A 26,195-nucleotide genomic window follows, 5' to 3' on the forward strand; every position below is an offset into this window, starting at 1 on the left:
CGATGGCGGTCGGCGCGGCGGTCAGCGCGATGGCGGCGCAGAATATCGGCGCGGGGGCATGGTCGCGGGTCGACCGCATCACGCGCGTCGGGATCGTCACCAACCTGGCGCTGACCGGCGGGTTGGTCGTGGTGCTGGCGCTGCTCGACCGCGACGTGCTGTGGCTGTTTCTTGGGCAGGACAGCGGCGCGATCGACATCGCGGTGCGGATCAACCTGATCGCGGCGTGGAGCTTTGTGTTGTTCGGCGTGTCGATGGTGCTGTCGGCGACGGTGCGCGCCAACGGATCGGTGGTCGGGCCGCTGGTGATCCTGGCGCTGGCGATGTTCCCGCTGCGGCTCGGGATGGCGGCCGGGCTGGAGCCGTCATGGGGGGCGGAGGCGATCTGGTGGAGCTTCCCGGCTGGGTCGATCGGATCGATGCTGATGATGATCGCTTTCTATCGCCACGGCGGCTGGCGCCGCAGCAAGCTGCCCGCCGCGCCGCACGAGGGCGAAGAACAGACGATGGCCGAATGCCAGCCCGCCGCGAAGACGATGCCGGTAGGCTGACCTTCAGGCGCGTTGCAGCGCGCGGGCGCGGCGGCGCTGGACCGAGCTGCCGATCCCCATCGCCTCGCGATATTTGGCGACGGTGCGGCGCGCGATGTCGAAGCCCTTGGCGTTGAGCTGCTCGACCAGCGTGTCGTCCGACAGGATCATGTCGCCTTCACCCGCGATCAGCGCGCGGATCGCGCTCTTCACTGCCTCCGCCGACACCGCATCGCCGCCGTCGGCCGCGGCGATCGCCGAGGTGAAGAAGTATTTCAGCTCGAACACGCCGCGCGCACAGCTGAGATATTTGTTGCTGGTGACGCGGCTGACGGTCGATTCGTGCAGGTCGATCGCCTCGGCGATCTGGCGCAGCGTCAGCGGGCGGAGATGTGCGACGCCGCGCAGGAAGAACGCCTCCTGCTGCTTCACGATCTCGGTTGCGACGCGGATGATCGTCCGTTGCCGCTGATCGAGCGCCTTGACCAGCCAGTTGGCGCTCGCGAGCTTGTCGGCGAGCCACGCCTTGCCCGCCTTGTCCTGCTTGCCGCCCGCCAGTTCGGTATAATAGCCCTTGTTGACCAGTACGCGCGGCAGCGTCGCGGCGTTCAGCTCGATCGCCCAGCCGGCCTTGATGCGCGTCACCGACAGATCGGGGATCACCGGCGCGGGCGGGTCGCCGCCATAGCGGCAGCCCGGCTTGGGATCGTACGCGCGCAGCTCGCGGATCATGTCCGTCATATCCTCGTCATCGACCTGGCACAGCCGCTTGAGCCGCGTCAGGTCGCCGCGCGCGAGCAGGTCGAGATGATCGAGCAGCCGCGCCATACACGGATCGTAGCGATCGACCTCGCGCGCCTGGATCGCGAGACATTCGGCAAGGTCGCGTGCGCCGACCCCCGTCGGCTCGAAGCGCTGGATGATGGTCAGCACCCGCTCGACCCGCGCGACCGCGACGCCCAGCCGCTGCGCCAGCTCCGCGACGTCGGCGCGCAGATACCCGGCTTCGTCGATCTGGTCGATCAACGCGCGCGCGATGAACAGCTCCGCTTCGTCGAACGCCGCTCCTGCCTGCGCGAGCAGCACATCGGCGAGGCTTTCGCTGGTGTCGGCGAACGCGTCCAGATCGGGCGCCTCGCCCGAGCCGCTGGCCGGGGCCGCGCTCGACGACAGGCCGGCATGGTCGGCCTGCGAATCGTCGAAGCGTTCGGCGGCGATATCGACGTCGAGGGTCTCGCCGGTCGCCTCGCCAGAGACGACGAGTTCATCGGCTCCGGCCGGTTCGTCGCGGGTCGGCGTCTCGATCGGAACCGCGTCCGGTGCGTCGTCGCCACCGCGCGTCGCCTCCAGCAGCGGGTTGCGTTCGAGTTCCTCGGCGATGACGCCCTCGATCTCGAGATTGCTCAGCGCCAGCAGCTTGATAGCCTGCTGGAGCTGCGGCGTCATCACCAGCGATTGCGATTGCCGCAGGTCGAGGCGCGGGGCGAGACTCATGCCGCTATGACCCGTCGCCCCTGCGAAGGCAGGGGTCTATGACTGTCGAGTTTCGACGGGCGGCGGGACACATAGCCCGCCAACTGTGTGTCGAGGTTGTACTCGCAATCTGCAGCCATGGGCCCCTGCCTCGCAGGGGTGACGGGTCGGAGAGGGCGCACATCCCGACCCGCATCGCCTACAGCGCGAAATCCTCACCCAGATAGAGCCGGCGGACGTTTTCGTCGCGCACCAGTTCTTCCGGGCTGCCCGTAAAGAGCACCTTGCCGTCGTAGATGATGTACGCGCGGTCGACGATGTCGAGCGTCTCGCGCACATTGTGATCGGTGATCAGCACCCCGATGCCGCGATCCTTCAGCTGACAGACCAGATTGCGGATGTCGGCGATCGAGATCGGGTCGATGCCCGCGAACGGTTCGTCGAGTAGCATGATCGACGGATCGGCCGCCAGCGCGCGCGCGATCTCCGCGCGCCGTCGCTCGCCGCCGGACAGCGCCATCGCGGGGGCGTCGCGCAGCCGGGTCAGTCCGAACTCGCCGAGCAATTGCTCCAGCTTGTCGGCGCGCGCCGCGGCATCCGGCTCGGAAAGCTCGAGCACGGTCGAGATGTTCTTCTCGATCGTCAGCCCGCGGAAGATCGACGTTTCCTGCGGCAGATAGCCGAGGCCGAGAATCGCGCGGCGGTACATCGGCAGCCCGGTGATATCGTCGCCATCGAGCATAATTCGGCCCGAATCGGGCTTCACGAGCCCCATCACCGAATAGAAGCAGGTCGTCTTGCCCGCACCGTTCGGCCCCAGCAGCCCGATCACCTCGCCCCGCCCGACCGTCACCGACACGTCGGTCAGCACCACGCGCTTGTCATAGCTCTTCGCGATCGAGACGACCTGCAGCCCGCGGCCAAGCTCGGCCTCGTGGATCGGCTCCACCCGGTCGAGCCCTTCGCGGTTCAGCGTCGTCGTGGTGCCGTCCATCGTCTGTCGCTCTCTCAGAACAGGGTTACCGCTTCGTCAACGCCGCGACTGGCAGGATTCATGCAGGAAGCCGGCGCGGACGGGAACCCCCGACGTGCCGCGCCGCGATCAGTTGCGCTTGGGCACCGAGAAGGTGCCGGTGACGCGCCCACCCGGCGCCTGCGTGACCGCACCGGTGCCCGCAGCCGCGCCGCCGGCGACCGACGAACCGTCGATCACTGCGCGGCCGCTGTCGAGATTGATCGTCAGCCGCCCGCCGTTGACAGTATTGCCCCCCTGCGTCAGCTTCACCCCGCCCAGCATCGTGATGACACGACGATTGAGATCGTAGACGCCGAACTGGCTGCGCGCGGTCTGGTCGGGGCGCACCACCGTCACCCCGCCGCTGGCATCCAGCCGCGATACCTGCGGGCTGCCGTCGATCACCTGACCGGTATAGGCGACGGTCATCCGCTGAGCGGTCAGCGTCATCTCGGACTGGCGGACCTTGACGTTACCCGACAGCACCGCGCGGTTGGCGCGATCCTGCAATTCGATGTGATCCGCGCCGAAATCGATCGGCGCGGCGGTGTCGTGCCGCGTCTGCGCCGCCGCGGGAACGGCGAGCATCGTCAGCAGGGCAGGGGCGACGGCAAGGCGCAACATGCGAAGGCTTCTCTATTTTCTGGGGGTAAACCGCAAGCGGGCATTGCCGTCGAGCGTGACGGTGCGCGCCTCCAGGTCGGCGCTCATCGTGTCGCCGCTGAACGTGCCCTGGCGCACCGTGCCCGTCGCCGCGCCCGTTGAGCGCAGGCGCCGCGATTTCAGGTCGACGACCGCATTGTCGGTGTCGAGCGTGTAGTTATTCGGCCCGCGCACCTTGATCGGGCCGTCGACGTTTACTTGCTCGCTGTCCATATCGTAACGGCCGGTCGGCGCGGTGAGCGTCGCGGGACCGTCCGACAGCTGGATCGCGGCGGCCATTTCGGCGATCCGCACGATCGGCTCGGCGGAGCTTTTCTGGACCGCCGAGCCGGCGTCGAGTTCGAACGGCTGCCCCTTGGCGTCGGTGCCGCGATAGCGCGCCTCGCGCAGCTTCATGCGTTCCTTGGCGACCTCGACACGATTCTTGTCGAGGACGAACGACGCGTCTCCGCCCATCGTCAGTGGCGCCATCACGAGGAACGCGAACAGCACGCCGATCGAGGCCGGCAACGCGCGGTTGGCGATCGCGATGACGCGATCGTGCCGCCCGCCGGGCTGCGCCCAGCGCTGCCGTTCCGATCGGACGCGGAGCGCAACGTCAGACATGCGCGAAGATGTCCACCTCCGGCCAGCCCGCCAGGTCCAGCTCGGCACGCGCCGGCAGGAAGTCGAAACACGCCTGCGCCAGCGCGGTGCGGCCCTCGCGCGCCAGACGACGGTCGAGCTCTTCCTTCAGGCGGTGCAGGTAGCGAACGTCCGAGGCGGCGTAATCGCGCTGCGCATCGCTCAGCACCGGGCCGCCCCAGTCGGAGGATTGCTGCTGCTTCGAGATGTCCTGCCCCAGCAATTCGCGCACCAGCTCCTTCAATCCGTGCCGATCGGTGTAGGTCCGCACCAGCCGCGACGCGGTCTTGGTGCAATAGACCGGCGCGGCCACGACGCCGAGATAGTGACGGATCGCCGCAATGTCGAAGCGGCCGAAATGATAGAGCTTCAGCCGACCGGGATCGGCCAGCACCTGTCGCAGCACCGGCGCGGCATAGTCGCTGCCCGGCGCGAAGCGCACGAGATGCTCGTCCCCGCCGCCATCCGACAATTGCACCAGGCACAGACGATCGCGCGGGGTGACAAGCCCCATCGTCTCGGTGTCGACGGCGATCGCGGCGCCGGCGGCGAACACGTCGCCGGGCAGGTCTTCTTCATGCAGGTGTACAGCCATATGCGGCCTGTAACGGCGCGGGTCGCCGGGCTCAATCGCTTCGTGACTCGTGCGCACCGCGACGACGGAACGTGGCAACAATGCGACCGATCTGCGGCACTTGGCGGTCATTGCTTGAAAAGATGCGGAAAACGATTCGCAGGGCGGCGCAAGATGGTCTATGGAGGTGATGAGGCGCAGTAGGTCCTGCGTCGAGGGGAGCCGCGTTCGCCGTCCTGCGCGTGGCCCTGATGACAGTTATCGGGCGGACCGGGAAGACGAACAGGGTTATGGGTTACGACAAGGGCGGCCGCGGGCAGCGCGGCGGGCGTGGGCGCGACAAGCGCGACGGCTTCGGCGGCGGTGACGATTTCGGCGGCGGCGGCGGTTTTGGTGGCGGCGGCTTCGGCGGCGGCTTTGAAGATCGTGGCGGTGGCGGCTTTGGCGGCGGTCGCGGCTTCGGTGGTGGCGGCGGTGGCTTCGGCGGCGGCGGTGGCGGTGGTTTCCGCGGCGGCGGTGGCGGCGGCTTCGGTGGTGGCGGCGGTGGCCGCGGCTTCGGTGGCGGCGGCGGTGGCGGCATGCCCCCGCAGGTCGTCGGTGAAGGCACCGGCGTGGTCAAGTTCTTCAACGGGCAGAAGGGCTTCGGCTTCATCGTCCGTGATGACGGCGGCGAGGACGTGTTCGTGCACATCTCGGCGGTCGAGCAGGCGGGTCTGTCGGGTCTGGCCGAGGGGCAGCCGCTCGGCTTCACCCTGGTCGATCGCGGTGGCCGCGTGTCGGCGACCGATCTGAAGATCGATGGCGAGCCGATGGCCGTTACCGATCGTGCGCCGCCGCGTGAAGGTGGCTTCGGCGACCGTGGCGATCGCGGTCCGCGGGCCGGTGGTGCAGCGGGTGGCGCGCAGCGTCAGCTGACGGGCGAGAAGGCGACGGGCACCGTCAAGTTCTTCAACGCGATGAAGGGCTTCGGCTTCATTCAGCGCGACGACGGACAGCCCGATGCGTTCGTGCACATCTCGGCCGTCGAGCGCGCGGGGATGCCGACGCTCAACGAGGGCGACCGCCTGAGCTTCGAGATCGAGGTCGATCGTCGCGGCAAGTACGCGGCCGTGAACCTGGAGTCGGGCAGCTAAGCAGCCCGGTTCCTCGTGAACGAACGGCGGCCCGCGCGACTTCGGTCGGGCGGGCCGTTGTCGTTTGACCTTCCTCCTTCGTCGCCCCGGACGTGATCCGGCTCCCGGCTGTCCTATGCCCGCCCGAAAGAATCAGGATCACGGGTCGAGCCGCAAGAACGGTATAGACGTCCGGCGCGCCCCTGTCCCTCCGCGCGTCATCCTGCTATCCGCGCGCTCCACATCGCCGCGCGACCGCGGCAGTTGCCCGAACCGCTGGAACCCGCATGACGTCTCCCCGCCGTACCTTTGCGATCATCTCCCACCCCGACGCGGGCAAGACGACGCTGACCGAGAAGCTGCTCTATTTCGGCGGCGCGATCCATCTCGCCGGCGAGGTGAAGGCGCGCGGGCAGAACCGGCGCGCACGATCGGACTGGATGAAGATTGAGCAGCAGCGCGGCATCTCGGTCACGTCCAGCGTGATGACGTTCGAAAGCGGCGGGATCACCTTCAACCTGCTCGACACCCCCGGGCACGAGGATTTTAGCGAGGACACCTATCGCACGCTGACCGCGGTCGATTCGGCGATCATGGTCATCGACGCGGCGCGTGGCATCGAGGCGCAGACGCGCAAGCTGTTCGAGGTGTGCCGGCTACGCTCGGTGCCGATCATCACCTTCGTCAACAAGGTCGATCGCGAAGGCCGGCCGACGTTCGAGCTGCTCGACGAGATCGCCGACATGCTGGCGCTCGATGTCTGCCCGATGACATGGCCGGTCGGGATGGGGGGCACGTTCGAGGGCATCCTCGACCTGTCCACCAACCGCATCGCACGCCCCGAGGGCGACAGCCGGTTGTTCCAGGGCAAGATCGAAGAGGCACCGACGCTGCCCGAGGCGGTGGCGGAGGAGATCGAGCTGGCGCAGGCCGGTTACGCGTCCTTCGATGCCGAGGCGTATCGCAACGGCGATCTGACCCCGGTCTATTTCGGCTCGGCGCTCAAGGATTTCGGCCCCGCGGACCTGATCGCGGCGCTCAGCGACTATGCCCCGCCGCCGCGTCCGCAGCCCGCCGAGCCCGCGCCGGTCGCGCCGGAGGAGAAGGAAGTCACCGGCTTCGTCTTCAAGGTGCAGGCCAACATGGACCCGCAGCATCGCGACCGGATCGCGTTCATGCGGCTCTGCTCGGGCACCTTCAAGCGCGGCATGAAGCTGACCCCGACGGGCCATGGCAAGCCGATCGCGGTCCATTCGCCGATCCTGTTCTTCGCGCAGAATCGCGAAGTCGCGGATGAGGCGTTTCCGGGCGACATCATCGGCATCCCCAATCATGGCACGCTGCGCGTCGGCGATACGCTGTCGGAGCGGGCCGATGTCCGCTTCACCGGTCTGCCCAATTTCGCGCCCGAAATCCTGCGCCGCGTCGCGCTCAAGGACCCGACCAAGACCAAGCAGCTTCGCAAGGCGCTCGACGACATGGCCGAGGAAGGGGTGACGCAGGTCTTCTATCCCGAGATCGGCGGCAACTGGATCATCGGCGTCGTCGGGCAGCTGCAGCTCGACGTGCTGCTCAGCCGGCTCGATGCGGAATATAAGGTCGCGGCCGGGCTCGAGCCGGCGCCGTTCGACACTGCGCGCTGGATTTCGGCGGAGGACCCGGCGGAGCTGAAGAACTTCACCGACCTGAATCGCTCGGCGATGGCCAAGGACCGCGACGGCAATCCGGTGTTTCTCGCCAAGAGCGCGTGGGAGGTCGGCTATGTGCAGGACCGCTACCCGAAGGTGAAGTTCGCCGCGACGCGCGAGCGGTAAGTCACTCGCATGCCGGCGGAATGAAGGGGAGGTTTATCCCCCCAATCCCCACAGCGCCGCAAGCCCGAGGAAGGTGAAAAATCCCAGCGAGTCGGTGCAGGTCGTGACGAACACCGACGACGCCACGGCCGGATCGACGTCGAACCGGTCGAGCGTCACCGGTACCAGCACACCCGCGAGCCCGGCGACGATGTTGTTGATGAACAACGCCAACCCGAACACCGTCGCCAGCGCCGGATTGCCGAACCACAGATAGGAGCCCGCCCCGACCAGCAGCCCGAGGCCGACGCCGTTGCTGCCGGCGATGCGCAACTCGCGGACGATCATCCGCATGGTGTTCGAGCCCGTCAGCTGGTTGGTGGCGAGCGCGCGCACGACGACGGCGAGCGTCTGCGTGCCGGCGTTGCCGCCCATCCCGCTGACGATCCCCATCAATTGCGCGAGCACCGCGAAGCGCGCGATCCGTTCGTCGAACAGGCCGACGACGGTCGCGGCCAACATCGCGGTCGGCAGGTTGATCAGCAGCCAGGTCAGCCGGGTACGCACCGTGAACCGGATCGGCTCGTTGATATCGCCTTCGCCTGCGCCCGACAACCGCAGCGCGTCCTCGCCGGCCTCCTGCTGGATGATATGGACGACGTCGTCGACGGTGATCATGCCCACCAGCCGCCCGGAGCCGTCGACGACGGCGGCGGAGATCAGCGCGTACTTCTGGAAGCGCAGCGCGACCTCCTCCTGGTCCATGTCGACCGGGATCAGCGTCTGTTCGCGCTGCATGACGTCGGCGATCGCGATGCTGCGGGGAGTGCGGAGGATCCAGCTCAGCGAGCAGGTGCCGACCGGCTCATGCGTCGGATCGACCACGAAGATTTCCCAGAAATCGGTCGTTAGCGTCTCGTCGGCGCGCAGATAGTCGAGCACGTCGCCGACCGTCCAATGCTCCGGCACCGCGACCAGATCGCGCTGCATGAGGCGACCGGCGGATTCCTCGGGGTAGGACAGCGCCTCTTCGATCGCGGCGCGATCGTCGGGCTCCATTGCGCGCAGGACCTCGCGCTGGTCCTCCGGCTCCATGTCCTCGATGATCGCGACCGCGTCGTCGGTATCGAGTTCGCTGGCGATATCCGCGACCTGCCGCGCGTCGAGCGCGTCGATCAGCGCCTCGCGGACGTAGTCGTTCATCTCCGCGAAGACGTCGGCGTCGAGCAGATCGCTGACCGCCGCGGCGAGATCGCGGCGGCAATCCTCGGGAGTCAGCTCGAACAGATCGGCGATGTCGGCGGGGTGGAGCGGCTCGACCAGCGCATGCGCTTCGGCCACGTCGCCGGCCTCGACCGCGTCGAGCACCGCGCGGACGAACTCGGGCTTGAGCCGGTCGTCTTCGTCGAGGCGCTCCTCGCGGTCGTCCTGCTCCTCATAGGCGTCGCGCAGCTCGGTCTCGCTCATCTGCCGGCTCCCTTGTTGCGCGTCGACGCTCCGGCACCTAGCGCGGGCGTCATGCATTTGCCAGCCGGGCGCGGGACCGATAGGGGCGCGCGCATACGGCAAGAAAGGAACTGCCTGTGACCGAGACCTATTCCACGCTGACCCTGACGCTGGACGGCGGCGACGTGACGATCAAGCTGCGCCCCGATCTGGCGCCCGAGCATGTCGCGCGGATCGCCGAGCTGGCGAACGACGGCTTTTACGACGGCGTGGTGTTCCACCGCGTGATCCCCGGCTTCATGGCGCAGGGCGGCGATCCGACCGGCACCGGGATGCACGGGTCGGACAAGCCGAACCTCAAGCAGGAATTCAGCAAGGAGCCGCATGTGCGCGGCACCTGTTCGATGGCGCGGACAATGGACCCGAATTCGGCGAACTCGCAGTTTTTCATCTGCTTCGACGATGCGCGCTTCCTCGACGGGCAGTACACCGTCTGGGGTCAGGTGACCGACGGGATGGAGCTGATCGACGCGCTGCCCAAGGGTGAGCCGCCCGCGAACCCCGGCAAGATCGTCTCGATGAAGGCGGCCTGATCCGGTCGCGACTCGCCCCGGTGTCCGGATGCCGGGGCGGCTCCTAAGTTGGCAAAGTTTGCGCCACGCGGGGCAGGAGCACGCGCGCCGTTCGATCGCGGTGCGCGGCCCGGCCGCATGATGCCGAATGTTGGACGGTGTAGGACAGCGCTTTCGACAGTCCCCCCGCACACGGAAATCACCCCTCGCGCAGCGTCCGGATCAGCCAGTCGCGGAAGATCTTGACCGGCTTGGTCTGGAGCGCGCGCGGGCGGCACGCGAACCAGTAGCTGTACGGGCTGGTGACATCGATATCGAACAATCGCACCAGCCGCGGGTCGTTCGCGTCCTGGAAGTGATTCTCGTGCATGAAGGCGACGCCCAGCCCCTGCGCCGCCGCCTCCAGAATCAGCACGCCGGTATCGAAATAGTCGATCGCGACCGGCTCCATCCCCGGATAGCCGGCCGCCTGACTCCATGCCGCGAACGTGTCGGGCATGTCGCGGTGGAGCAATACGCTGTGCTGGCGCATCTGTTCGGGTGAGCGCAGTGGATGTTGCCCGTCGAGCAACGCGCGCGCACCGATCGGGTACACCATGTTGCGGTCGAGCCGCTCCGAATAGAGCATCGGGTCGATATCGCGCGCGACGACGATCACCGCATCGAGCCCCTCGCCGAGTCGCGCGAGCGCGTTGCCACCGGTATCGATGTCGAGGTGCAGTTCGGGATGCGCGGCGCGTAGCTCGCCCAGCCGCGGGAACAATCGCTGCGACGCATAAAGCGGCAGCACCCCGAGCCGCAGCCGCAGCACGTCGTTGCCGCTGGTCATCCCCTCGATCGCGTCGGACATGCCATCGAGCGCGGGGGCGATCGCCGCCAGCAACCGCTCGCCATCGGCATTGGGGACCATCGCCTGATGGCGGCGATCGAACAGCGGGCGCGAGATGAAGCGTTCGAGCGTCTGGATCCGGCGGCTGAGTGCCGGAGGCGACAGCGCAAGCTCCTGCGCCGCGGCCTTGATCGAGCCGAGGCGCGCAACGGCCACGAAGGCCTCGATCGCAGTGAGGGGCGGAAGCCGGCGCATGGCGGGATCGCGAATGGTCCAGATTGGCTGTTGCGGTGCATCATGCAACATCCGGTCCCGCGCGCAACAACAATCGCCGCGACACTTGCAGAAAATGCAAGCATACCGCTACCATTTCGCACTTGCGAAGGTGAATGCCGCGGCGCACATAGGATGGGCCTTTCAGGCATCCTCTCCTAAAAACTTCAAACGGCCGGCCCCCTGGGGCTGGCCTTTTTTTCGTCTGCCTCGCGTGGCGCGTCGGCTCGCAATGCGGAACCGCCTCCCTATCTCCTGCGCTCGGCCCCTGGCCGCGCGAAAGGAACGACATGGCGGATGCCGACGAAACAGTGGTGAAGTTGCAGGTTGCGAACGCGCGGCCCGAGGATAGCGGGCGCGGCGTCGCGCATCTGCCGCGTGCGGTGTTCGCCGCGCTGGGGATCACCGACGGCGACGTCGTCGAGATCGTCGGCAAGAAGACCACCCCGGCGCGCGCGATCGGCCCTTATGCCGAGGACGAGGGGCTGGAGCTGGTCCGCATCGACGGGTTGCAGCGTGCCAATGCCGGAGTCGGCTCGGGCGATTTCGTCGAGGTGCGGCGCGCCGAATCGAAGGCGGCGACGCGCGTGGTCTTCGCGCCCGCGCAGCAGAATTTGCGCCTGCAGGGATCGACCAACGCGCTGAAGCGCACCTTCTTCGGCCGGCCGCTGTGCGCGGGGGATATCGTCGCCACCGCCGGCCACCAGCGCGTCCAGAACATGCCGCCGGGGATGGAGCGCTACGTCAACGCGCCTGCCTATGCGCTCCAGGAAATCCGCCTGCTGGTCGTCTCGGCGAGCCCCAAGGGCGTCGTCCATATCGACGAGAGCACCGAGATCGAGCTGCGCCCCGAATATGAGGAGCCGCAGGCCGCGCGCCGTGCCGACGTCACCTATGACGACATCGGCGGCATGGGGCAGACGATCGATCAGCTCCGCGAGATGGTCGAGCTACCGCTGCGCTATCCCGAACTGTTCCAGCGGCTCGGCGTCGATCCGCCCAAGGGCGTGCTGCTGCACGGGCCGCCCGGCACCGGCAAGACGCGGCTGGCGCGTGCGGTGGCGAACGAGTCCGACGCGCAATTCTTCCTCATCAACGGCCCCGAGATCATGGGCTCGGCCTATGGCGAATCCGAACAAAGGCTGCGGCAGGTGTTCGAGGAAGCCAGCAAGGCCGCGCCGTCGATCGTGTTCATCGACGAGATCGACTCGATCGCGCCCAAGCGCGGCCAAGTGTCGGGCGAGGCGGAGAAGCGCGTCGTCGCGCAACTGCTGACGCTGATGGACGGGCTGGAGGCGCGCGCCAATCTGGTGGTGATCGCGGCGACCAACCGCCCCGAGGCGATCGACGAGGCGCTGCGCCGGCCGGGCCGTTTCGACCGCGAGATCATCGTCGGCGTCCCCGACGAGCGCGGTCGGCGCGAGATCCTGGGTATCCACACGCGCGGCATGCCACTGGGCGATGCGGTGGACCTCGACCAGCTCGCACGCCAAACGTTCGGCTTCGTCGGCGCCGATCTCGGCGCGCTGACCCGTGAGGCGGCGATCGAGGCGGTGCGGCGGATCATGCCGCGGCTCAACCTGGAGGATCGCACGATCCCGGCCGAGGTGCTCGACACGCTCGCGGTGACGCGCGAGGATTTCGGCGAGGCGCTGAAGCGTGTCCAGCCGAGCGCGATGCGCGAGGTGATGGTGCAGGCGCCGACCGTCAAATGGTCCGACGTCGGCGGGCTCGATGATGCGCAGATGCGGCTGAAGGAAGGCGTCGAGCTACCGCTGAAGGACCCGGACGCGTTCCGGCGGCTGGGCATCCGTCCCGCCAAGGGCTTCCTGCTCTACGGCCCGCCGGGCACGGGCAAGACGCTGCTCGCCAAGGCGGTCGCCCGCGAGGCGCAGGCGAATTTCATCGCCACCAAATCGAGCGACCTGCTCAGCAAATGGTATGGCGAGAGCGAGCAGCAGATCGCGCGGCTGTTCCAGCGCGCACGGCAGGTCGCGCCGTGCGTGATCTTCATCGACGAACTCGACTCGCTGGTCCCGGCACGCGGCGGCGGGCTGGGCGAGCCGCAGGTGACCGAGCGCGTGGTCAACACGATCCTTGCCGAGATGGACGGGCTGGAGGAACTCCAGTCGGTGGTGGTGATCGGCGCGACCAATCGTCCGAACCTGATCGACCCGGCGTTGCTGCGGCCCGGACGGTTCGACGAATTGGTCTATGTCGGCGTGCCCAATGCGGCGGGGCGGCGGCGGATCCTCGACATCCAAACGCAGAAGATGCCGCTGGCGCCCGACGTCGACCTCGATGCGGTGGCGGCGCGGACCGAGCGCTTCACCGGCGCCGATCTGGAGGATGTCGTGCGGCGCGCCGGCCTGATCGCGCTGCGCGAGTCGCTCGACACGCGCGAGGTGCGCCGCGCGCATTTCGAGCGCGCGCTGGAGGAAAGCCGCGCGAGCGTGACGCCGGAGGTGGAGCGCGATTACGAGCAGATGGCGGCGCGGCTGAAGCAGGAGGCGAATGCGATCCAGCCGATCGGCTTCATCGCGCCGGGCCAGCTGACCGCGCGGCCGGGGGGCAAGGAGGTTTAGGTTCACGCGGAGGCGCGGAGACGCGGAGATGTTGCGCCGCAGGCAAACTATCCATCCGTCACGAAGGATCGTTCGTCAGCCTGCGGCGCAACATCTCTGCGCCTCTGCGTCTCTGCGCGAGAAAACCTATTCCCTGAGCGCCCGCCACCCGAGCGGCAACATCGCCACGCATGCGATCGCGGCGGCATCATAGGGCAACGCATGCCCGACGCCGTAAAGCGCCACGCCGATCGACGGCCCGAGCACGAAGCTCGCGCCGCTGATGCTCGTCACCTTGCCCGCCACCGACGCTTGCAATGACGCGTCGACCGCGAGGCTCGACCCGGCGGTGAACCCCGGCCGGACGAACCCGAAGCCGAGGCTGGCGAGCGCATAGCCGCTGGCGATCGCGGGCAGGGTGGTGGCGTGACCGGTCGCCCAGCAGCCGGCGGCGGCGAGCGCGAGCCCGACCAGCACCAGCGCGCGCGGGCGCAGATCGAGCAGCGGAATCATTCCCCATTGCGCGAGCAGCGATGCGCCCGCCCCGGTCATCAGCACCAGCCCGGTCGCGCCCAGCGCGTCGACCGGCGACACGCCGAGCCGGTCGATGACGAGGAAGCCGATCACCTGTCCGGTCATCGCCTGCGCATGACCCATCACCAGTCCCACCAGCAGCCACCAGCGGAGGCGCGGGTCGAGCGCACCGATCCGTCCGCCGCCCTCCGGCGCGATCGCCGCGGTGACGCTCGCGCCCGAGGATTGGCCGCCGATCGACGGATAGGCGGTGGCGGCGCCGTGCGCGTCGTCGGCGACGCGTCGATCGTCGGGCAGCCGTCGCCACACCGCGACCAGCATCGCCGCGCCGAACAGCGCGAAGACGAACGCCGGTGCCGCAAGCCCGATCGCGACCGGACCGATATGGCCGAGGATCAGATAGGGTGCGAGCGCGGGGCCGAGGATCGTCCCCAGCCCGAACGCGGAGGCGAGCAGGGTCAACGCGCGCGTCCGCTCCTCCCGCGTCGTGCTGCCCGCGACCAGCGCCTGCACCGCGGGCGGGGCGGCGGCGCCGGTCGCGCCGTAGATCACGCGACCGAGGATGAAGAGCACGAACGCCGCGGTGCCGCCGATCCAGCCGTTGATCCCCGCGAGCAGGAACACGCCGCACAGCACGAGGCTGATCGCATAGCCGCCGAGCCCAAGCAGGATCATCGCGCGCCGCCCGTGACGGTGCGAGCGATGCGCCCAGAACGGCGCGGCCAGCACCCAGAACAGCGCCGAGATCGAGAAGGCGAGCGCCACCTCGGCATCGCGCACGCCCAGCGAGCGGCCGAGCGCGGGCAGCACCGACTGCAGCGCGGTGTTGCCGGCCGCGATCGTCAGCATCACCATGAACATCAAGGCGAATGTCGTGTCCCGCGCCTGCTTCACCGCCACCGCTCCCGATCCCTCCCGTGGCCCCGGTCCTGTGCCCATGTCGATTAGGGCCTTGGGGGCCGCGCGCAACCCGGCTATGGCAACCGCTTCGCCTGCAAGGCGTTCGTCATGCGGATGACGCGAAAACGTCATCACACCAGGTTCGGGAGCCGTTTTTTCCACATGACCAGTTCCACCGACGCCGTGCGGCGCGACCGCAGCAAAGCCGCCGGCGTGCCCGGACCGTGGCAGATGTTCTTCACCGGCTTCCTGAAGCACCCCGTCATGGTCGGCTCGATCATCCCCTCGTCGGACCGGCTGATCGCGAAGATGCTGGGCCCGGTGGACTGGGCCAATTGCAAGCTGTTCGTCGAATATGGTCCGGGGGTCGGCACCTTCTGCCGCCCGATCCTCGAGCGGATGGCGCCCGACGCGATGCTGATCGCGATCGACACCAATGCGGACTTCATCCGCTACCTCGACCACACGATCACCGATTCACGCTTCGTCGCGGTGCACGGCTCGGCGGCGGACGTCGAGCGGATCGTTGCGGAACACGGGCATGAGGGCGCCGATTACGTGCTGTCGGGGCTGCCGTTCTCGACGCTGCCCGACGGCATCGGTCCGGCGATCGCCGCCGCGACGCAGCGCGTGCTGCGCGTCGGCGGTGCGTTCCTCGTCTATCAGTTCAGCCCCAAGGTCCGCGACTTCATCGCGCCGCACTTCGACCGCATCGATCACGATATGGAATGGTGGAACGTGCCGCCGGCGCAGCTCTATTGGGGCTGGAAGGACTAGCCGTTCGCCGTCGCCCCGGACGTGATCCGGGGCGACGTCCAAATTTCGCTCAATACAGTCCCGGCGTCTCGCGTTGTGCGGTGGTCGGGTTGGTCGCCAGCACCGGGCGCTGCGAGCCCGCGAACAGCCCCGTCGTCCGCGCCGCCGACGCGCTCGCGCCGATCCGCGTGCAGCCGCGCCCCGCGATCCAGTCGAGCGCGGTGCGCACCGAGGTCTCGTTCGCGTCGCCCAGCTGCCGCGTGTAATCGTCGGCGGCCTGGCAGCTTGATTCCACCTTGGTCGCGAGGCCGTCGTAATAATCGCCCTGCCGCGCCGAATTCTGGAGCGCGAACGCGATCACGCGCAGCCGGTCGTCGCTGCACGACGGATTGTCGCGCGCGATCTGCCCGACCGGCTTGCCGTAGGTGTTGCTGCCGACCAGCGCGAGATCGCCGTGCAGGTACGGGATCAGCGCGTTGATGACATATTCGCTGGCCGACGCGGTCTGCCCGGTGCCGATGAACGCGATCCGCGTCGGGGCGATCGCATTCATCTCGCTGGCGAAGCGGCGGATCTGGTTCTGGCTCGACTTCGACGAGCGGAAGGTGGTGTACGCCTGCACATCGCTGGTCGAGCGCGCGGCGCCGAGCAGGTCGGTGAACGTCTCGGCGGTGTCGAGCAGCCCGCCGCCGTTATAGCGCAGGTCGACGATCACCTGCGTCACGCCCTGCGCGCGGAACGTGCCGAAGGCGCTGCGCAACTGGTCGTCGGCGATGTCGATGAAGGTGCGCAGGTTGACGTAGCCGACCTTGCGCCCGTTATCGTCGATCACCTTGCTGCCATAGCGCGTCGACACCGGCGAGATCGCATAATCGGCGCTCGCCACCGAGATGTCGCGCGTGCCGTTGGCGTCGGTGATGCGCAGGAAGCGGACGGTGCCGGGCCTGGACGTGTCGAGCGCGCTGTCGAGCGCGTCGTTGCCGCTCGCCAGGATGTCGGCGACCGAGCGGATCGACGTCGCGGTGTTGCCGATGCCGACGATCTGCGCGCCGCGATCGATCCCGGCGTTCAAGGCCGGCGCATTCTCATAGGCTTCGGTCACGAACAGCCGGTTGGTCGCATCGAACGCCAGCCGCACGCCGAGCCCCGCGGTCGCGCCCGACGAATAATAGGCATTCTCCTGCGCCAGCGAGGTCAGGTAGGTGAAATAGCGATCCTTGCGCTGCGCCCGCGCGGTGGCGGTGAGCGCGTCGAGGAAGCTGTCGACGTCGGTATAATTGCCCGGATCGATGCTGGTGGGCAGCGTCTCCGGAAAGAGATACCATTCGTTCATCTCCGCCTGCACCCAGTTCTGCCGCGCACGCAGCGCGCAACCGGTGGGGGTGGTGACGCCTCCGGTCGCGCCGCCGCCGGCACTGCCGCTGCTGGACCCCGCACTCGTGCCGCCGCCGTCCCCGCCGCCGCACGATGCCAGCATCGCCAATCCCGCCACCAGCCCGATCGACCGTCGTCCACGCATCACAAAGACCCTCACGATTCGCTCCCCACGACCATCGCAAGGAAGGTGCAACCCGAAGCTGTGAAGAATGTTAAACCGGCGCATCGTTCGCCGTCGAGGGGCCATCCATGATTCGCCACGCCATGATCGCTGCCATCCTGCCGCTGTCGCTCGCCGCCTGCGGCTCGTCGTCGCAGGCGGACAATGCCTCGGCCGCCACGAACAACAGCAGCGGCAATTATCTGGCGCAGATCGGGCAGTTGAACGAGAAAGAGCGCAACGGCGTGCTGTTCCGCGCGATCAGCGACGCGGGCCGCGCGTGCCAGGGCGTGACGCGCTCGATCGCCGGGCCGGCGATCCAGGGCAATCCGAGCTGGGTCGCCACCTGCGACGACGGGACGCCGTGGGTGGTGTCGATCAACGACCAGGGGATCGCAACCGTCAACGCGGTCGCGGGCACACCGGCGAAAGCGGGATGACCGCGCCACGCGCCGCAACGTGATTGCTCCGCGGCGCGCGGCATCGTACCGCAAGCGCATGTCGCGCTGGCTGCTTCTTCCGCTTCTCGCCCTCGCCGGTCCGGCCGGGGCGGCTCCGCCCCAGGCCGCGTCGGCCGTCATGGCGCGCCAGCCTGCGCTGGTCGTCCCAATCGTCGTTCGGCGGCTGCCGCACGATCGCGCCGCCTTTACAGAGGGGCTGGTGTGGCATGGCGGGGCGTTGATCGAGAGTGTCGGGCTGGAGGGGCGATCCGACGTGCGGCGCGTCGATCCGGTCAGCGGCAAGGTCACGCTGCGGCGTACGATCCCGGCGGCGCAGTTCGGCGAGGGGCTGGCGCTGTGGAAGGGACAGGCGATCAGCCTGACCTGGCATGACGGCATCGCGCACCGCTGGACCGCCGCGACGCTCAAGCCGCTGGGGACGATGCGGTATGCCGGCGAAGGCTGGGGGCTGACGTCCGATGCGACCTCGCTGATCCGTTCGGACGGCAGCGCGACGCTGACCTTCCACGATCCGGCGACGATGAAGGTGCGACGGACCGTCACGGTCACCTTCGCCGGGCGGGCGCTCGATCAGATCAACGAGCTGGAGATGGTCGACGGGCAAATCCTCGCTAACGTCTGGCACCAGCCGTTCATCGTCGCGATCGATCCGCGCAGCGGCGTGGTGACGCGCGTGATCGACCTGCGCGCGATCGTCGCCGAGGTCGGCGCGCGCGATCCCGAGGCGGTGGCGAACGGCATCGCCTGGGACGCGAAGGCGCGGCGGCTGTTCGTCACCGGAAAGCGCTGGCCGACGATGTTCGAGATCCGGTTACCGAATTAACCTACCTTTGTCGCCCCGGATCAAGTCTGGGGCGACGGGAATGGCTTTAGAGCGCGGTAGCATCTACTTGCTGCGTCATTGCGAGCGTAGCGAAGCAATCCAGGGCGTCCTGGTCCGGCTCTGGATTGCTTCGCTACGCTCGCAATGACGAGTCAAAGAACCCAATTGCCGTTGTTGCGCGCTCGTCAGCGTATCAGCAGCTCGCCGACATAGACCACTGCATCCGCGGCAAGCTGTGCACCAAGTATCGCAGCGGTGAACATCGCCGCGAGTCCGGCGGCGACCATGCCGTGATGGCCCGCGTTCCTGATCCTCAACATGACCCATCCTCTCCTTCTCGGAGCCGGGGTCTCGCTGGTACGGGATCGCCCGACGCCGGACACTTATATAGCGCATCCCGGGCCCGACGTCATCTTGCAGCGCAGCACGCAAAAAAGGGCCCGGTCGCGTTTCCGCGCCGGGCCTCGAGGTGTTGTCCGCAGGAGGAACATCGGTGGCGGGGCGGCGACCGTCGCCACCCCGCGAAGTCGTCAATAATTGTAGGCGCGTTCGCCATGCTCGTTGATGTCGAGACCCTCGACCTCGACCTCGAGCGAGGGACGCAGCCCCATCGTCGCCTTGATGCCGTAGAACAGCACCGCCGACACGCCGCCCGACAGCACCAGCGTCAGCACGACCGCCTTGATCTGCGTGATGACCTGCGCGGCCATGTCATATTTGCCGGCGACTGACGGGAAGCTGGTGTAGTCGATGAAGCCCTGACCGCCGAGCGACGGGTCGGCGACGATCCCGGTCGCGATCGCGCCGATGATCCCGCCGATGCAGTGGACGCCGAACACGTCGAGCGTGTCGTCATAGCCGAGCTTGTTCTTCACCGTGGTGACGAAGAAGAAGCACACCGCGCTGGCGACGAAGCCGAGGATGATCGAGGTCATCGGCGCCGCGAAGCCCGCAGCCGGGGTGATCGCGACGAGGCCGGCGACCGCCCCCGACACGCCGCCCAGCAGCGACGGCTTCTTGTGGACGATCTGCTCGATCACCGCCCAGGCGACCGCCGCCGCGGCCGTGGCGACGAAGGTGTTGACGAACGCGAGCGCCGCGCCGCCATTGGCCTCCAGGTTGGAGCCGGCGTTGAACCCGAACCAGCCGACCCACAGCAGCGAGGCGCCGATCATCGTCATGGTCAGCGAGTGCGGCGGCATCGGCTCCGACTTGTAGCCGTGGCGCTTGCCGATGATGAGGCAGCCGACGAGGCCCGCGATCCCGGCGTTGATGTGCACCACCGTGCCGCCCGCGAAATCGAGCGCGCCCCAGCCGTACAGCAGCCCGGCGTCGGTCGGCGCGTCGGCCAGGAAGTCCGGGCCCGCCCAGTACCAGACCATGTGCGCCATCGGGAAATAGACGATCGTCAGCCACAGCACGACGAAGATCAGCAGCGGCGTGAACTTCACCCGCTCCGCAAACGCACCGACGATCAGCGCGGGCGTGATGCACGCGAAGGTCATCTGGAAGGCGATGAACGCATATTCGGGCACGTAGACGTTGTTGGAGAAGGTCGCCGCGACCGAAGTCGGCCCGACGCCGGCGAGGAACGCCTTCGACAGCCCGCCGACGAACGCATTGCCGCTGGTGAAGGCCATGCTGTAGCCCCAGCACACCCACACGAGGCTGGCGACCGAGACGATCATGAACACCTGCATCAGCACGCTGAGCATGTTCTTGGTGCGCACCAGCCCGCCGTAGAACAGCGCGAGGCCAGGGATCGACATCATCAGCACCAGCGCCGCCGAGATCAGCAGCCACGAGGTGTCGCCCTTGTTGATCATCGCGACGGCGGCTTCGGCGCCCGGTGCGCGGACCGGGCCGGCAGCGCCCTGCGCCAGCGCCGGCGCGGCGGTGAGCAGCGTGGCGGCCAACGCCCCGGCGCTGCCCGCAATCTTTCTGGAAAGCGTCATCGGTCCCCCCATCACAATGCCGTGTCGTCGGTTTCGCCGGTGCGGATCCGCACCGCCTGTCCGACATCGAGCACGAAGATCTTGCCGTCGCCGATCGCGCCGGTGTTGGCGGCGGCCTGGATCGCCTCGACCACACGGTCGGCGATGTCGCTGGCGCACACGACCTCGATCTTGATCTTGGGCACCATGTTGGTGCTGTATTCGGCGCCGCGGTAGATTTCGGTCTGGCCCTTCTGGCGACCGAACCCCTTCACCTCCGACACCGTCATCCCGGCCACACCGACGGTGGTGAGCGCCTCGCGCACCTCGTCGAGCTTGAACGGTTTGATGATGGCTATGACCAGCTTCATCACGCCCCCTTTGCGTTTGTCCCGTCCGGGAGCTTCGCAAACAGCGTGCCAATTGCACGCAGAGGGCGCGGGCAGGTCGAAAGGTGCTAACGATCGTTAATAATTGTGCAGCGCGTCACCGCTGCTCAAAAATCAGGCAGCGCCCGCGATCGTCTGTGCGGCGAGGAGATCGTCCTCGTCGACCATGACGCGGACCGGGATCAGCAGCCAGCTGCCATCGGCGATGCTCGCGCCCCCGTCGAAGGCGAGCGCGGGAATGCCGTCGGATTCAAGCCGCGCGACGAGGATGTTGGCGAGGTTGCGGTCGTAGCGGCCGAGTTCGACGAGCGCCATCAGGCGGGCACGCGCGTCGGGCTGCGCACGGGCAGCCCGTCGATGCTGTGGGTGCGGACGGCATATTTGCCGAAGCGCGTGGCATCGTCGGTGCTCGCGTGATATTTGTTGAGCGTGTCGCGCTCGCGCTCGAACGCCATGTACGGCACGCCCCAGCCGCACGACGTCTGCACCTCGTCGACCGCGATCACGAAGATCTGCCGCGTGCCGGGCAGCAGCGTGAAATGCGCGGCGAGGTCCGCCCATTCGTCATCCTGCGGCAGCACCGGACGGCCGCGGCCGTAGATGCGGAAGATCAGCGCGGGATTGTCGAAGGCGCAGAACATGATCGTGATCCGCCCGTCGGCGAGCAGATGCGCGTTGGTCTCGTTCCCCGATCCCGCGACATCGAGATAGGCGACCGTCGTGTCGTCGAGGATGCGGAAGCTGTCCATGCCCTTGGGGCTGAGGTTGACGCGCGCATCGGCGGCGGCGGTGGCGACGAAGAACACCGGCTGCTTGGCGACGAACGCGCGATGGTCGGGCGTCAGGGCAGGGAAGAACTTGGCCATCGGTCGGCTCCGCATAAAGGCGCATGGACGATGCCCAGCGCCGTTGGCGCCATGAAGCACGATCCGGTCGCGTCCGACAAGCGTCGACCCGCTCGCGCAAGGAAGAGCGGCCCGCCCGACGGCGGCAGGGCGGGGCAATCAGGCGCCTGCGGGCAGCGGCCCGGCGGCGGGTTCGTCGCCGGAAGCGTCCTTGGCCTGACGACGCGCCGCCAGCGCCTCTCGGCGCGCACGCACGGCATCGGCCTCGACCTGCTCGGCGATCCCGATCCCGAGCCCCAGATAGAAGAACATCACATATTGGACCGGGAAGATCACGAACGCCCATTCGTAGTTCAGGTGCAGCCCGGCGGTGAGCAGGGTCATGCCGAAGCCGATCAGGACGTCGCCGCGCCGGTCGCTGCGGTGGCGGAAGGCGGTGCGCAACATCATCAGCAACCCGCCGCCGATCATCACGACGACGAAGACGATGCTGGCCACGCCGGTTTCGGCCATGACCAGCAGATAGCTGTTGTGGACGTTGGTCGAGCGGCTGCCCTGCGACGCGACCACGCCTGCGCGCGCCGAATAGCCGTCGACGTTGCTGACGATGACATAGCTGTTGGCGCCGACGCCGGCCGGGTGATCGTGGATCATCGCCCAGGCGGCGCGCTTGAACGCCTGTCGCTCCGAGTCGCTGCTCTCGACATTGTTGTGGTTCGACCGCTCGCCGATCATCCGGATCGCGAACGGGGTGACGCACAGGATCGCGACCGCCGCCAGCGCGCTCATCGTCCGCTTGCGCGGGGTCCACCGCCACACGCTCGCCACCACCAGCAACCCGCCCATGCCGATCGCCCCGAAGCCGATCGTCGCGCGCGAGGCGGTGAAGAGGTCGATCAGCAACGCCACCACCGGCCCGGCCTTGGCATACCAGCGACGCCCGCCGGACAGCAGGATCGCCAGCGCCGGCAAGGCGACCAGATTGGTCATCAGCCCCAGCAGGTTCTGCGCGCCGAACGTGCCCACGGCCTGCAGCACCCCCTGGAAATGCTGCTGCACCGCAAAGAAGAGCTGGAACAGCAGCGCGAAGACGCCGCCAGCGACGACCGCCGGCGCGATGCGCGGCGTCGTCGAGAGCCGCAGCGCCGCGAGATACACCAGCAGCATCCGCATGAGCTGCACCGCATAGCCGAGCGCGGCGAGCTTATCGATCGCCCAGGTGACGGTGATCGTCGTCAGAAAGATGTAGAGGAGGAAGGCCCAGACGAACGGGGGGCGCGTGCGCCGTCGCGGCGTGGCGATCAGCACCGCCACCGCCAGCGAATCGATCAGCGATACCTCGATGCCCTTGGTGTGCCCTGGCCAATAAGCGAACGAAACCGGCGCGATATAAAGGTGCAGGAACGACAACAGGAAGGGCAGCGCCCCGAAGGCGAAGCCGAAGATCGGCCGGTAGCGTGGCTGTCGCGCATATTGGATGAACAGCGGACAAAGACCCAGCAGCAGGGCGAGCAAAACCCATTTCAAGGCGTGTGTCTCCGCGACCCGGGCAGGAGGGTGCACGTCACCGCCCTGGCCGCCGTCGATTTATTACCGCGTCAAGGAATCGTCGGTATAGCGGGCGGGTTAAGAATCAAGCTGCAACGTGGACGGTCCTTGGGCAAGAAAGCAGGAACAATGCCTCCCTCCGCTCCGCACGCGCGGGAGGGTGCCGGGACCGTTGCTGCCGGTCCGGCAACACGCTTCGACTTGCTGCAGGTCCTGCGCGGGCTCGCCGCCCTGTGGGTCGTGCTGTTCCATGTCTGGACGCTGCAAAGCATCCGTACCCTCTATACCGCGATGCCGTCGCCGGTCCGCGAGATCGTGTTCGATGACGGGCGCGGCGGGGTGGCGGTGTTCTTCGTCCTCAGCGGGTTCGTGATCGCGCACAGCCTGTGGGGAAAGCGGGTCGACGGCCGCTATGCGGGCACGTTCGCGATCCGTCGCAGCCTGCGCCTCGATCCGGCCTATTGGCTGTCAATCCCGATCGCGCTGGTCGCGAGCGCGGCGGTGGCGATGGTCCACGGCGAACCGCTTCCGTGGCCCGCGCCGGCCACGGTGATCGGACATCTGTTCTACCTGCAGGAATTGCTCGGGCTGCCCGATATCCAGATCGTATACTGGACGCTGACCTATGAGGTGCAATTCTACATCGTCACGCTGCTGGGCGCATGGGCGTGGTGCCACGCGCGGGCGGGCGCGCCGGCCGTCCGGCGTGCGGCCTGGCTGCTGCCCGCCGCCTTCATCCTCGCCGCGGTCGCCTCCAGCGTCGGCGACCAGCATTGGGTGCCGCGCGGCATCTTCCTGAACTTCTGGTTCGCCTTCGCCGCCGGGGCGCTGGCCTATGCCGCGGGCTGGCGGCGCGCCGGCGTCGTGCCGGCGGCGGCGCTGGCGGTGATCGCCGTCATCGCGCTGTGGCGAGCGCCGGGGACCGAGGAGGTGTTCAACACCCCCGCGATGCTGACCGCGATCGGCCTGTTCGGGGCGTCACGCGCCGGCTGGCTCGGGGCGGGCGGGCGGCAGCGGTGGCTGATCGGTCTGGGCGCGATCTCCTACTCGCTGTATCTCGTCCACTTCCCGATCCTGGTGCTGAGCGGCAGCATCGTGCGGCGCGTGTTCGGCGACGGCGTGATCGCGGACAGCGGCAAGGTGCTGGCGTATCTCGTCCTGTGCACCGGCGGCGCGATCGTGTTTTGGCTGGTGGTCGAAGCGCCGACGCATCGGTGGGCGCAGCGCTACGGGCGGGGCAGGGCGCGCGCGGTCGCTGCGGTGCCCGCGGAATAGCACTCGTTCGCGACCGGACGGCGCTCAGGCCGTCCCGCCCACCGTCAGCCCGTCGATCAGCAGCGACGGCTGGCCGACGCCCGCGGGCACGCTCTGCCCGCCCTTGCCGCACACGCCGATCCCCTCGTCGAGCGCGAAGTCGTGGCCGACGCCCAGCACCTTGGTCAGCACGCTCGGCCCGTCGCCGATCAGCGTCGCGCCCTTGATCGGCGCGCCGAGCTTGCCATCCTCAATCCGGTAGGCCTCGGTGCACGAGAAGGTGAACTTGCCCGAGACGATATCGACCTGCCCGCCGCCGAACGATTTGGCGAAGATGCCCTTCTTCACGCGGCTGAGCAGCTCGGCGGGATCGTCCGTGCCGGCCTTCATGAAGGTGTTGGTCATCCTCGGCATCGGCGCATGCGCAAAGCTCTCGCGCCGTCCGTTGCCGGTCGGCGCGACCCCCATCAGCCGCGCATTGAGCCGGTCTTGCATATAACCCTTGAGGATGCCGTCCTCGATCAGGATCGTCTCCGACGTCGGCGTGCCCTCGTCGTCGATCGTCAGCGAGCCGCGCCGGTCGGCGAGGCTGCCGTCGTCGACGATCGTCACGCCCGGCGCCGCGACGCGCTCGCCGATCCGCCCGGAAAAGGCCGAGGTGCCTTTGCGGTTGAAATCACCCTCCAGCCCGTGGCCGATCGCCTCATGGAGCAGCACGCCGGGCCAGCCCGACCCCAGCAACACCGTCATCTCGCCCGCCGGCGCATCGACCGCCTCGAGGTTGACCAGCGCCTGCGCCAGCGCCTCGTCGATCGCGCGGTTCCACATGTCGGGCGTCATCACCCGGTCGTAGAGATAGCGCCCGCCGACCCCGAACGATCCGGTCTCCCGCCGCCCGTTCGCCTCGGCGACGATCGAGACGTTGAGCCGCACCAGCGGGCGCACGTCGGTGGCGACGAAGCCGTCGGCGCGGACGATCTCGACCACGCTCCACGTTCCCGACAGCCCGACCGACACCTGCGCAACGCGCGGATCGCGCGCGCGCGCCGCGGCGTCGATCGTCTGGCACAGGTTCACCTTGTCGGCGAACGGCACGAGATCGAGCGGATCGGCGTCGGTATAGAGGCGATGGTTGGTGCGCGCCGGTGCGGCGGCCCTGGTCGCGGTCGACGGATCGATCAGCGCCATCGTCTCGCCCGCGCGGCGGATCGCTGCCTCGCTCAGCTCGTTGGCGTGCGCGAAGGCGGTCATCTCGCCCGACACCGCGCGCAGGCCGAAGCCGGCGGTGGTGTCGTAGCTGGCGGTCTTCAGCCGCCCGTCGTCGAACCCGAACGCCTCCGCCTTGCGATATTGCAGGAACAGCTCGCCGTCGTCGGCGCGCGCCAGCACATCGGCGGTGACGCGCTGCGCGGTCGCGGGGTCGAGCGTGTCGCGGTACAGGAAGGAGCGGGGATCGGTCATTGCGCCAAGATAGGCGCGCCATGACCGCGCCGCCACTATTGCGGGCTGGCGCCCTCGGAAATGTCGGGCAGCTTGGTGTGGTCGGCCCCGTCCGCCGGCCCGCCGATCAGCACGAAGCGGCGATCGCAATAGCCGCAATCGACATAGCCATGCTCGTCGATCTGCAACCACACGCGCGGATGGCCGAGCGCCGCGCCGCCGGGAATGTCGGTCGCCCCGTCGCAGGCGACGCGGGCGGAGGAGGTGCGGACGAGTTCGGACGGCGGGCGCATGGGCAGGCGATTA

26 protein-coding genes are annotated in these 26,195 nt (G+C 68.1%); 9 read left to right on the top strand and 17 right to left on the bottom strand.

Features of this window, described 5'->3' with window-relative positions; translation table 11 throughout:
* Positions 1–551: MATE family efflux transporter (locus tag AADI75_RS08395; RefSeq protein WP_341208584.1), on the top strand; the 551-nt coding region annotated here is incomplete at its 5' end.
* A gap of 3 nt (positions 552–554) precedes the next feature.
* Here the strand turns inward: AADI75_RS08395 and rpoN are convergent.
* The 5 genes from rpoN to AADI75_RS08420 form a co-directional block, all read right to left on the bottom strand.
* Positions 555–2,024, bottom strand: coding sequence for an RNA polymerase factor sigma-54 (gene rpoN / locus AADI75_RS08400; protein ID WP_341208585.1), 1,470 nt, complete (start codon positions 2,022–2,024; stop codon positions 555–557).
* 178 nt (positions 2,025–2,202) lie between these two features.
* Positions 2,203–2,997, bottom strand: a complete 795-nt coding sequence (gene lptB, locus AADI75_RS08405) for an LPS export ABC transporter ATP-binding protein (RefSeq protein ID WP_341208586.1) — start codon at positions 2,995–2,997, stop codon at positions 2,203–2,205.
* Between the two features lie 108 nt (positions 2,998–3,105).
* Positions 3,106–3,642, bottom strand: a complete 537-nt coding sequence (locus AADI75_RS08410; RefSeq protein ID WP_341208587.1) for an LptA/OstA family protein — start codon at positions 3,640–3,642, stop codon at positions 3,106–3,108.
* Between the two features lie 12 nt (positions 3,643–3,654).
* Positions 3,655–4,287, bottom strand: coding sequence for an LPS export ABC transporter periplasmic protein LptC (gene lptC, locus AADI75_RS08415; protein ID WP_341208588.1), 633 nt, complete (start codon positions 4,285–4,287; stop codon positions 3,655–3,657).
* On the bottom strand, positions 4,280–4,900 hold the full coding sequence (locus AADI75_RS08420; RefSeq protein WP_341208589.1) for a ribonuclease D: 621 nt from the start codon (positions 4,898–4,900) through the stop codon (positions 4,280–4,282). Before AADI75_RS08420 ends, lptC begins: the two co-directional genes overlap by 8 nt.
* Before the next feature lie 269 nt (positions 4,901–5,169).
* Between AADI75_RS08420 and AADI75_RS08425 the strand changes: the two genes are divergently transcribed.
* Both AADI75_RS08425 and AADI75_RS08430 read left to right on the top strand, forming a co-directional pair.
* Positions 5,170–6,012: a cold-shock protein gene (locus AADI75_RS08425; protein WP_341208590.1), complete on the top strand. Its 843-nt coding sequence runs from the start codon at positions 5,170–5,172 to the stop codon at positions 6,010–6,012.
* 266 nt (positions 6,013–6,278) lie between these two features.
* A complete protein-coding gene (locus AADI75_RS08430; protein WP_341208591.1) occupies positions 6,279–7,805 on the top strand; it encodes a peptide chain release factor 3 in 1,527 nt (508 codons plus the stop codon).
* A 33-nt stretch (positions 7,806–7,838) separates the two neighbouring features.
* On the opposite strand, the gene mgtE is transcribed toward AADI75_RS08430, so the two are convergent.
* Positions 7,839–9,251, bottom strand: a complete 1,413-nt coding sequence (gene mgtE / locus AADI75_RS08435) for a magnesium transporter (RefSeq protein ID WP_341208592.1) — start codon at positions 9,249–9,251, stop codon at positions 7,839–7,841.
* A gap of 116 nt (positions 9,252–9,367) precedes the next feature.
* Here mgtE and AADI75_RS08440 point away from each other — a divergent pair, with 116 nt between their 5' ends.
* Entirely contained in the window at positions 9,368–9,823 is a 456-nt protein-coding gene (locus tag AADI75_RS08440; RefSeq protein WP_341208593.1) for a peptidylprolyl isomerase, read from the top strand.
* A 178-nt stretch (positions 9,824–10,001) separates the two neighbouring features.
* Here AADI75_RS08440 and AADI75_RS08445 read toward each other — a convergent pair whose 3' ends face one another.
* On the bottom strand, positions 10,002–10,886 hold the full coding sequence (locus tag AADI75_RS08445) for a LysR substrate-binding domain-containing protein (protein ID WP_341208594.1): 885 nt from the start codon (positions 10,884–10,886) through the stop codon (positions 10,002–10,004).
* Between the two features lie 308 nt (positions 10,887–11,194).
* Between AADI75_RS08445 and AADI75_RS08450 the strand changes: the two genes are divergently transcribed.
* Positions 11,195–13,489 (top strand): CDC48 family AAA ATPase, encoded by a 2,295-nt coding sequence (locus tag AADI75_RS08450; RefSeq protein WP_341208595.1) that lies wholly within the window; start codon positions 11,195–11,197, stop codon positions 13,487–13,489.
* Between the two features lie 126 nt (positions 13,490–13,615).
* Here AADI75_RS08450 and AADI75_RS08455 read toward each other — a convergent pair whose 3' ends face one another.
* Positions 13,616–14,941: an MFS transporter gene (locus tag AADI75_RS08455; protein WP_341208596.1), complete on the bottom strand. Its 1,326-nt coding sequence runs from the start codon at positions 14,939–14,941 to the stop codon at positions 13,616–13,618.
* Positions 14,942–15,064: 123 nt separating this feature from the next.
* Between AADI75_RS08455 and AADI75_RS08460 the strand changes: the two genes are divergently transcribed.
* Complete coding sequence (locus tag AADI75_RS08460) at positions 15,065–15,679, top strand: methyltransferase (RefSeq protein ID WP_341208597.1); 615 nt, start codon at positions 15,065–15,067, stop codon at positions 15,677–15,679.
* A 49-nt stretch (positions 15,680–15,728) separates the two neighbouring features.
* On the opposite strand, the gene AADI75_RS08465 is transcribed toward AADI75_RS08460, so the two are convergent.
* On the bottom strand, positions 15,729–17,177 hold the full coding sequence (locus tag AADI75_RS08465; RefSeq protein WP_341208598.1) for a S41 family peptidase: 1,449 nt from the start codon (positions 17,175–17,177) through the stop codon (positions 15,729–15,731).
* 107 nt (positions 17,178–17,284) lie between these two features.
* Here AADI75_RS08465 and AADI75_RS08470 point away from each other — a divergent pair, with 107 nt between their 5' ends.
* A complete protein-coding gene (locus AADI75_RS08470; protein WP_341208599.1) occupies positions 17,285–17,635 on the top strand; it encodes a hypothetical protein in 351 nt (116 codons plus the stop codon).
* 139 nt (positions 17,636–17,774) lie between these two features.
* Positions 17,775–18,479 (top strand): glutaminyl-peptide cyclotransferase, encoded by a 705-nt coding sequence (locus AADI75_RS08475; RefSeq protein WP_341208600.1) that lies wholly within the window; start codon positions 17,775–17,777, stop codon positions 18,477–18,479.
* Between the two features lie 185 nt (positions 18,480–18,664).
* Here the strand turns inward: AADI75_RS08475 and AADI75_RS08480 are convergent, their stop codons facing one another.
* From AADI75_RS08480 to AADI75_RS08505, 6 genes are all read right to left on the bottom strand, one after another.
* Positions 18,665–18,799, bottom strand: coding sequence for a hypothetical protein (locus AADI75_RS08480; RefSeq protein ID WP_341208601.1), 135 nt, complete (start codon positions 18,797–18,799; stop codon positions 18,665–18,667).
* Positions 18,800–19,009: 210 nt separating this feature from the next.
* Entirely contained in the window at positions 19,010–20,434 is a 1,425-nt protein-coding gene (locus AADI75_RS08485; protein WP_341208602.1) for an ammonium transporter, read from the bottom strand.
* A gap of 11 nt (positions 20,435–20,445) precedes the next feature.
* Positions 20,446–20,784, bottom strand: a complete 339-nt coding sequence (locus AADI75_RS08490; RefSeq protein WP_028967359.1) for a P-II family nitrogen regulator — start codon at positions 20,782–20,784, stop codon at positions 20,446–20,448.
* A 132-nt stretch (positions 20,785–20,916) separates the two neighbouring features.
* Positions 20,917–21,117, bottom strand: a complete 201-nt coding sequence (locus tag AADI75_RS08495; RefSeq protein ID WP_341208603.1) for a DUF2007 domain-containing protein — start codon at positions 21,115–21,117, stop codon at positions 20,917–20,919.
* Positions 21,117–21,668 carry a pyridoxamine 5'-phosphate oxidase family protein gene (locus AADI75_RS08500; RefSeq protein ID WP_341208604.1) on the bottom strand — a complete coding sequence of 184 codons (552 nt, stop codon included), beginning with the start codon at positions 21,666–21,668 and terminating at the stop codon, positions 21,117–21,119. The genes AADI75_RS08495 and AADI75_RS08500 overlap by 1 nt, the downstream gene beginning before the upstream one ends.
* A 138-nt stretch (positions 21,669–21,806) precedes the next feature.
* Positions 21,807–23,174, bottom strand: a complete 1,368-nt coding sequence (locus tag AADI75_RS08505; protein ID WP_341208605.1) for an O-antigen ligase family protein — start codon at positions 23,172–23,174, stop codon at positions 21,807–21,809.
* Positions 23,175–23,396: 222 nt separating this feature from the next.
* Here AADI75_RS08505 and AADI75_RS08510 point away from each other — a divergent pair, with 222 nt between their 5' ends.
* A complete protein-coding gene (locus AADI75_RS08510) occupies positions 23,397–24,470 on the top strand; it encodes an acyltransferase (protein ID WP_341208606.1) in 1,074 nt (357 codons plus the stop codon).
* A gap of 24 nt (positions 24,471–24,494) precedes the next feature.
* Here AADI75_RS08510 and tldD read toward each other — a convergent pair whose 3' ends face one another.
* A complete protein-coding gene (gene tldD, locus AADI75_RS08515) occupies positions 24,495–25,910 on the bottom strand; it encodes a metalloprotease TldD (protein ID WP_341208607.1) in 1,416 nt (471 codons plus the stop codon).
* 35 nt (positions 25,911–25,945) lie between these two features.
* Positions 25,946–26,182, bottom strand: coding sequence for a zinc-finger domain-containing protein (locus AADI75_RS08520; protein ID WP_341208608.1), 237 nt, complete (start codon positions 26,180–26,182; stop codon positions 25,946–25,948).
* Between the last annotated feature and the right edge of the window lie 13 nt (positions 26,183–26,195).

This window comes from uncultured Sphingomonas sp., from assembly GCF_964021865.1.
Lineage (GTDB): Bacteria > Pseudomonadota > Alphaproteobacteria > Sphingomonadales > Sphingomonadaceae > Sphingomonas.

Coding starts and splice junctions, on each gene's coding strand:
- rpoN (WP_341208585.1), bottom strand. CDS start 2,024: ATGAGTCTCGCCCCGCGCCTCGACCTGCGGCAATCGCAATCGCTGGTG.
- lptB (WP_341208586.1), bottom strand. CDS start 2,997: ATGGACGGCACCACGACGACGCTGAACCGCGAAGGGCTCGACCGGGTG.
- AADI75_RS08410 (WP_341208587.1), bottom strand. CDS start 3,642: ATGTTGCGCCTTGCCGTCGCCCCTGCCCTGCTGACGATGCTCGCCGTT.
- lptC (WP_341208588.1), bottom strand. CDS start 4,287: ATGTCTGACGTTGCGCTCCGCGTCCGATCGGAACGGCAGCGCTGGGCG.
- AADI75_RS08420 (WP_341208589.1), bottom strand. CDS start 4,900: ATGGCTGTACACCTGCATGAAGAAGACCTGCCCGGCGACGTGTTCGCC.
- AADI75_RS08425 (WP_341208590.1), top strand. CDS start 5,170: ATGGGTTACGACAAGGGCGGCCGCGGGCAGCGCGGCGGGCGTGGGCGC.
- AADI75_RS08430 (WP_341208591.1), top strand. CDS start 6,279: ATGACGTCTCCCCGCCGTACCTTTGCGATCATCTCCCACCCCGACGCG.
- mgtE (WP_341208592.1), bottom strand. CDS start 9,251: ATGAGCGAGACCGAGCTGCGCGACGCCTATGAGGAGCAGGACGACCGC.
- AADI75_RS08445 (WP_341208594.1), bottom strand. CDS start 10,886: ATGCGCCGGCTTCCGCCCCTCACTGCGATCGAGGCCTTCGTGGCCGTT.
- AADI75_RS08450 (WP_341208595.1), top strand. CDS start 11,195: ATGGCGGATGCCGACGAAACAGTGGTGAAGTTGCAGGTTGCGAACGCG.
- AADI75_RS08455 (WP_341208596.1), bottom strand. CDS start 14,941: ATGGGCACAGGACCGGGGCCACGGGAGGGATCGGGAGCGGTGGCGGTG.
- AADI75_RS08460 (WP_341208597.1), top strand. CDS start 15,065: ATGACCAGTTCCACCGACGCCGTGCGGCGCGACCGCAGCAAAGCCGCC.
- AADI75_RS08465 (WP_341208598.1), bottom strand. CDS start 17,177: ATGCGTGGACGACGGTCGATCGGGCTGGTGGCGGGATTGGCGATGCTG.
- AADI75_RS08470 (WP_341208599.1), top strand. CDS start 17,285: ATGATTCGCCACGCCATGATCGCTGCCATCCTGCCGCTGTCGCTCGCC.
- AADI75_RS08475 (WP_341208600.1), top strand. CDS start 17,775: ATGGCGCGCCAGCCTGCGCTGGTCGTCCCAATCGTCGTTCGGCGGCTG.
- AADI75_RS08480 (WP_341208601.1), bottom strand. CDS start 18,799: ATGTTGAGGATCAGGAACGCGGGCCATCACGGCATGGTCGCCGCCGGA.
- AADI75_RS08485 (WP_341208602.1), bottom strand. CDS start 20,434: ATGACGCTTTCCAGAAAGATTGCGGGCAGCGCCGGGGCGTTGGCCGCC.
- AADI75_RS08490 (WP_028967359.1), bottom strand. CDS start 20,784: ATGAAGCTGGTCATAGCCATCATCAAACCGTTCAAGCTCGACGAGGTG.
- AADI75_RS08495 (WP_341208603.1), bottom strand. CDS start 21,117: ATGGCGCTCGTCGAACTCGGCCGCTACGACCGCAACCTCGCCAACATC.
- AADI75_RS08500 (WP_341208604.1), bottom strand. CDS start 21,668: ATGGCCAAGTTCTTCCCTGCCCTGACGCCCGACCATCGCGCGTTCGTC.
- tldD (WP_341208607.1), bottom strand. CDS start 25,910: ATGACCGATCCCCGCTCCTTCCTGTACCGCGACACGCTCGACCCCGCG.
- AADI75_RS08520 (WP_341208608.1), bottom strand. CDS start 26,182: ATGCGCCCGCCGTCCGAACTCGTCCGCACCTCCTCCGCCCGCGTCGCC.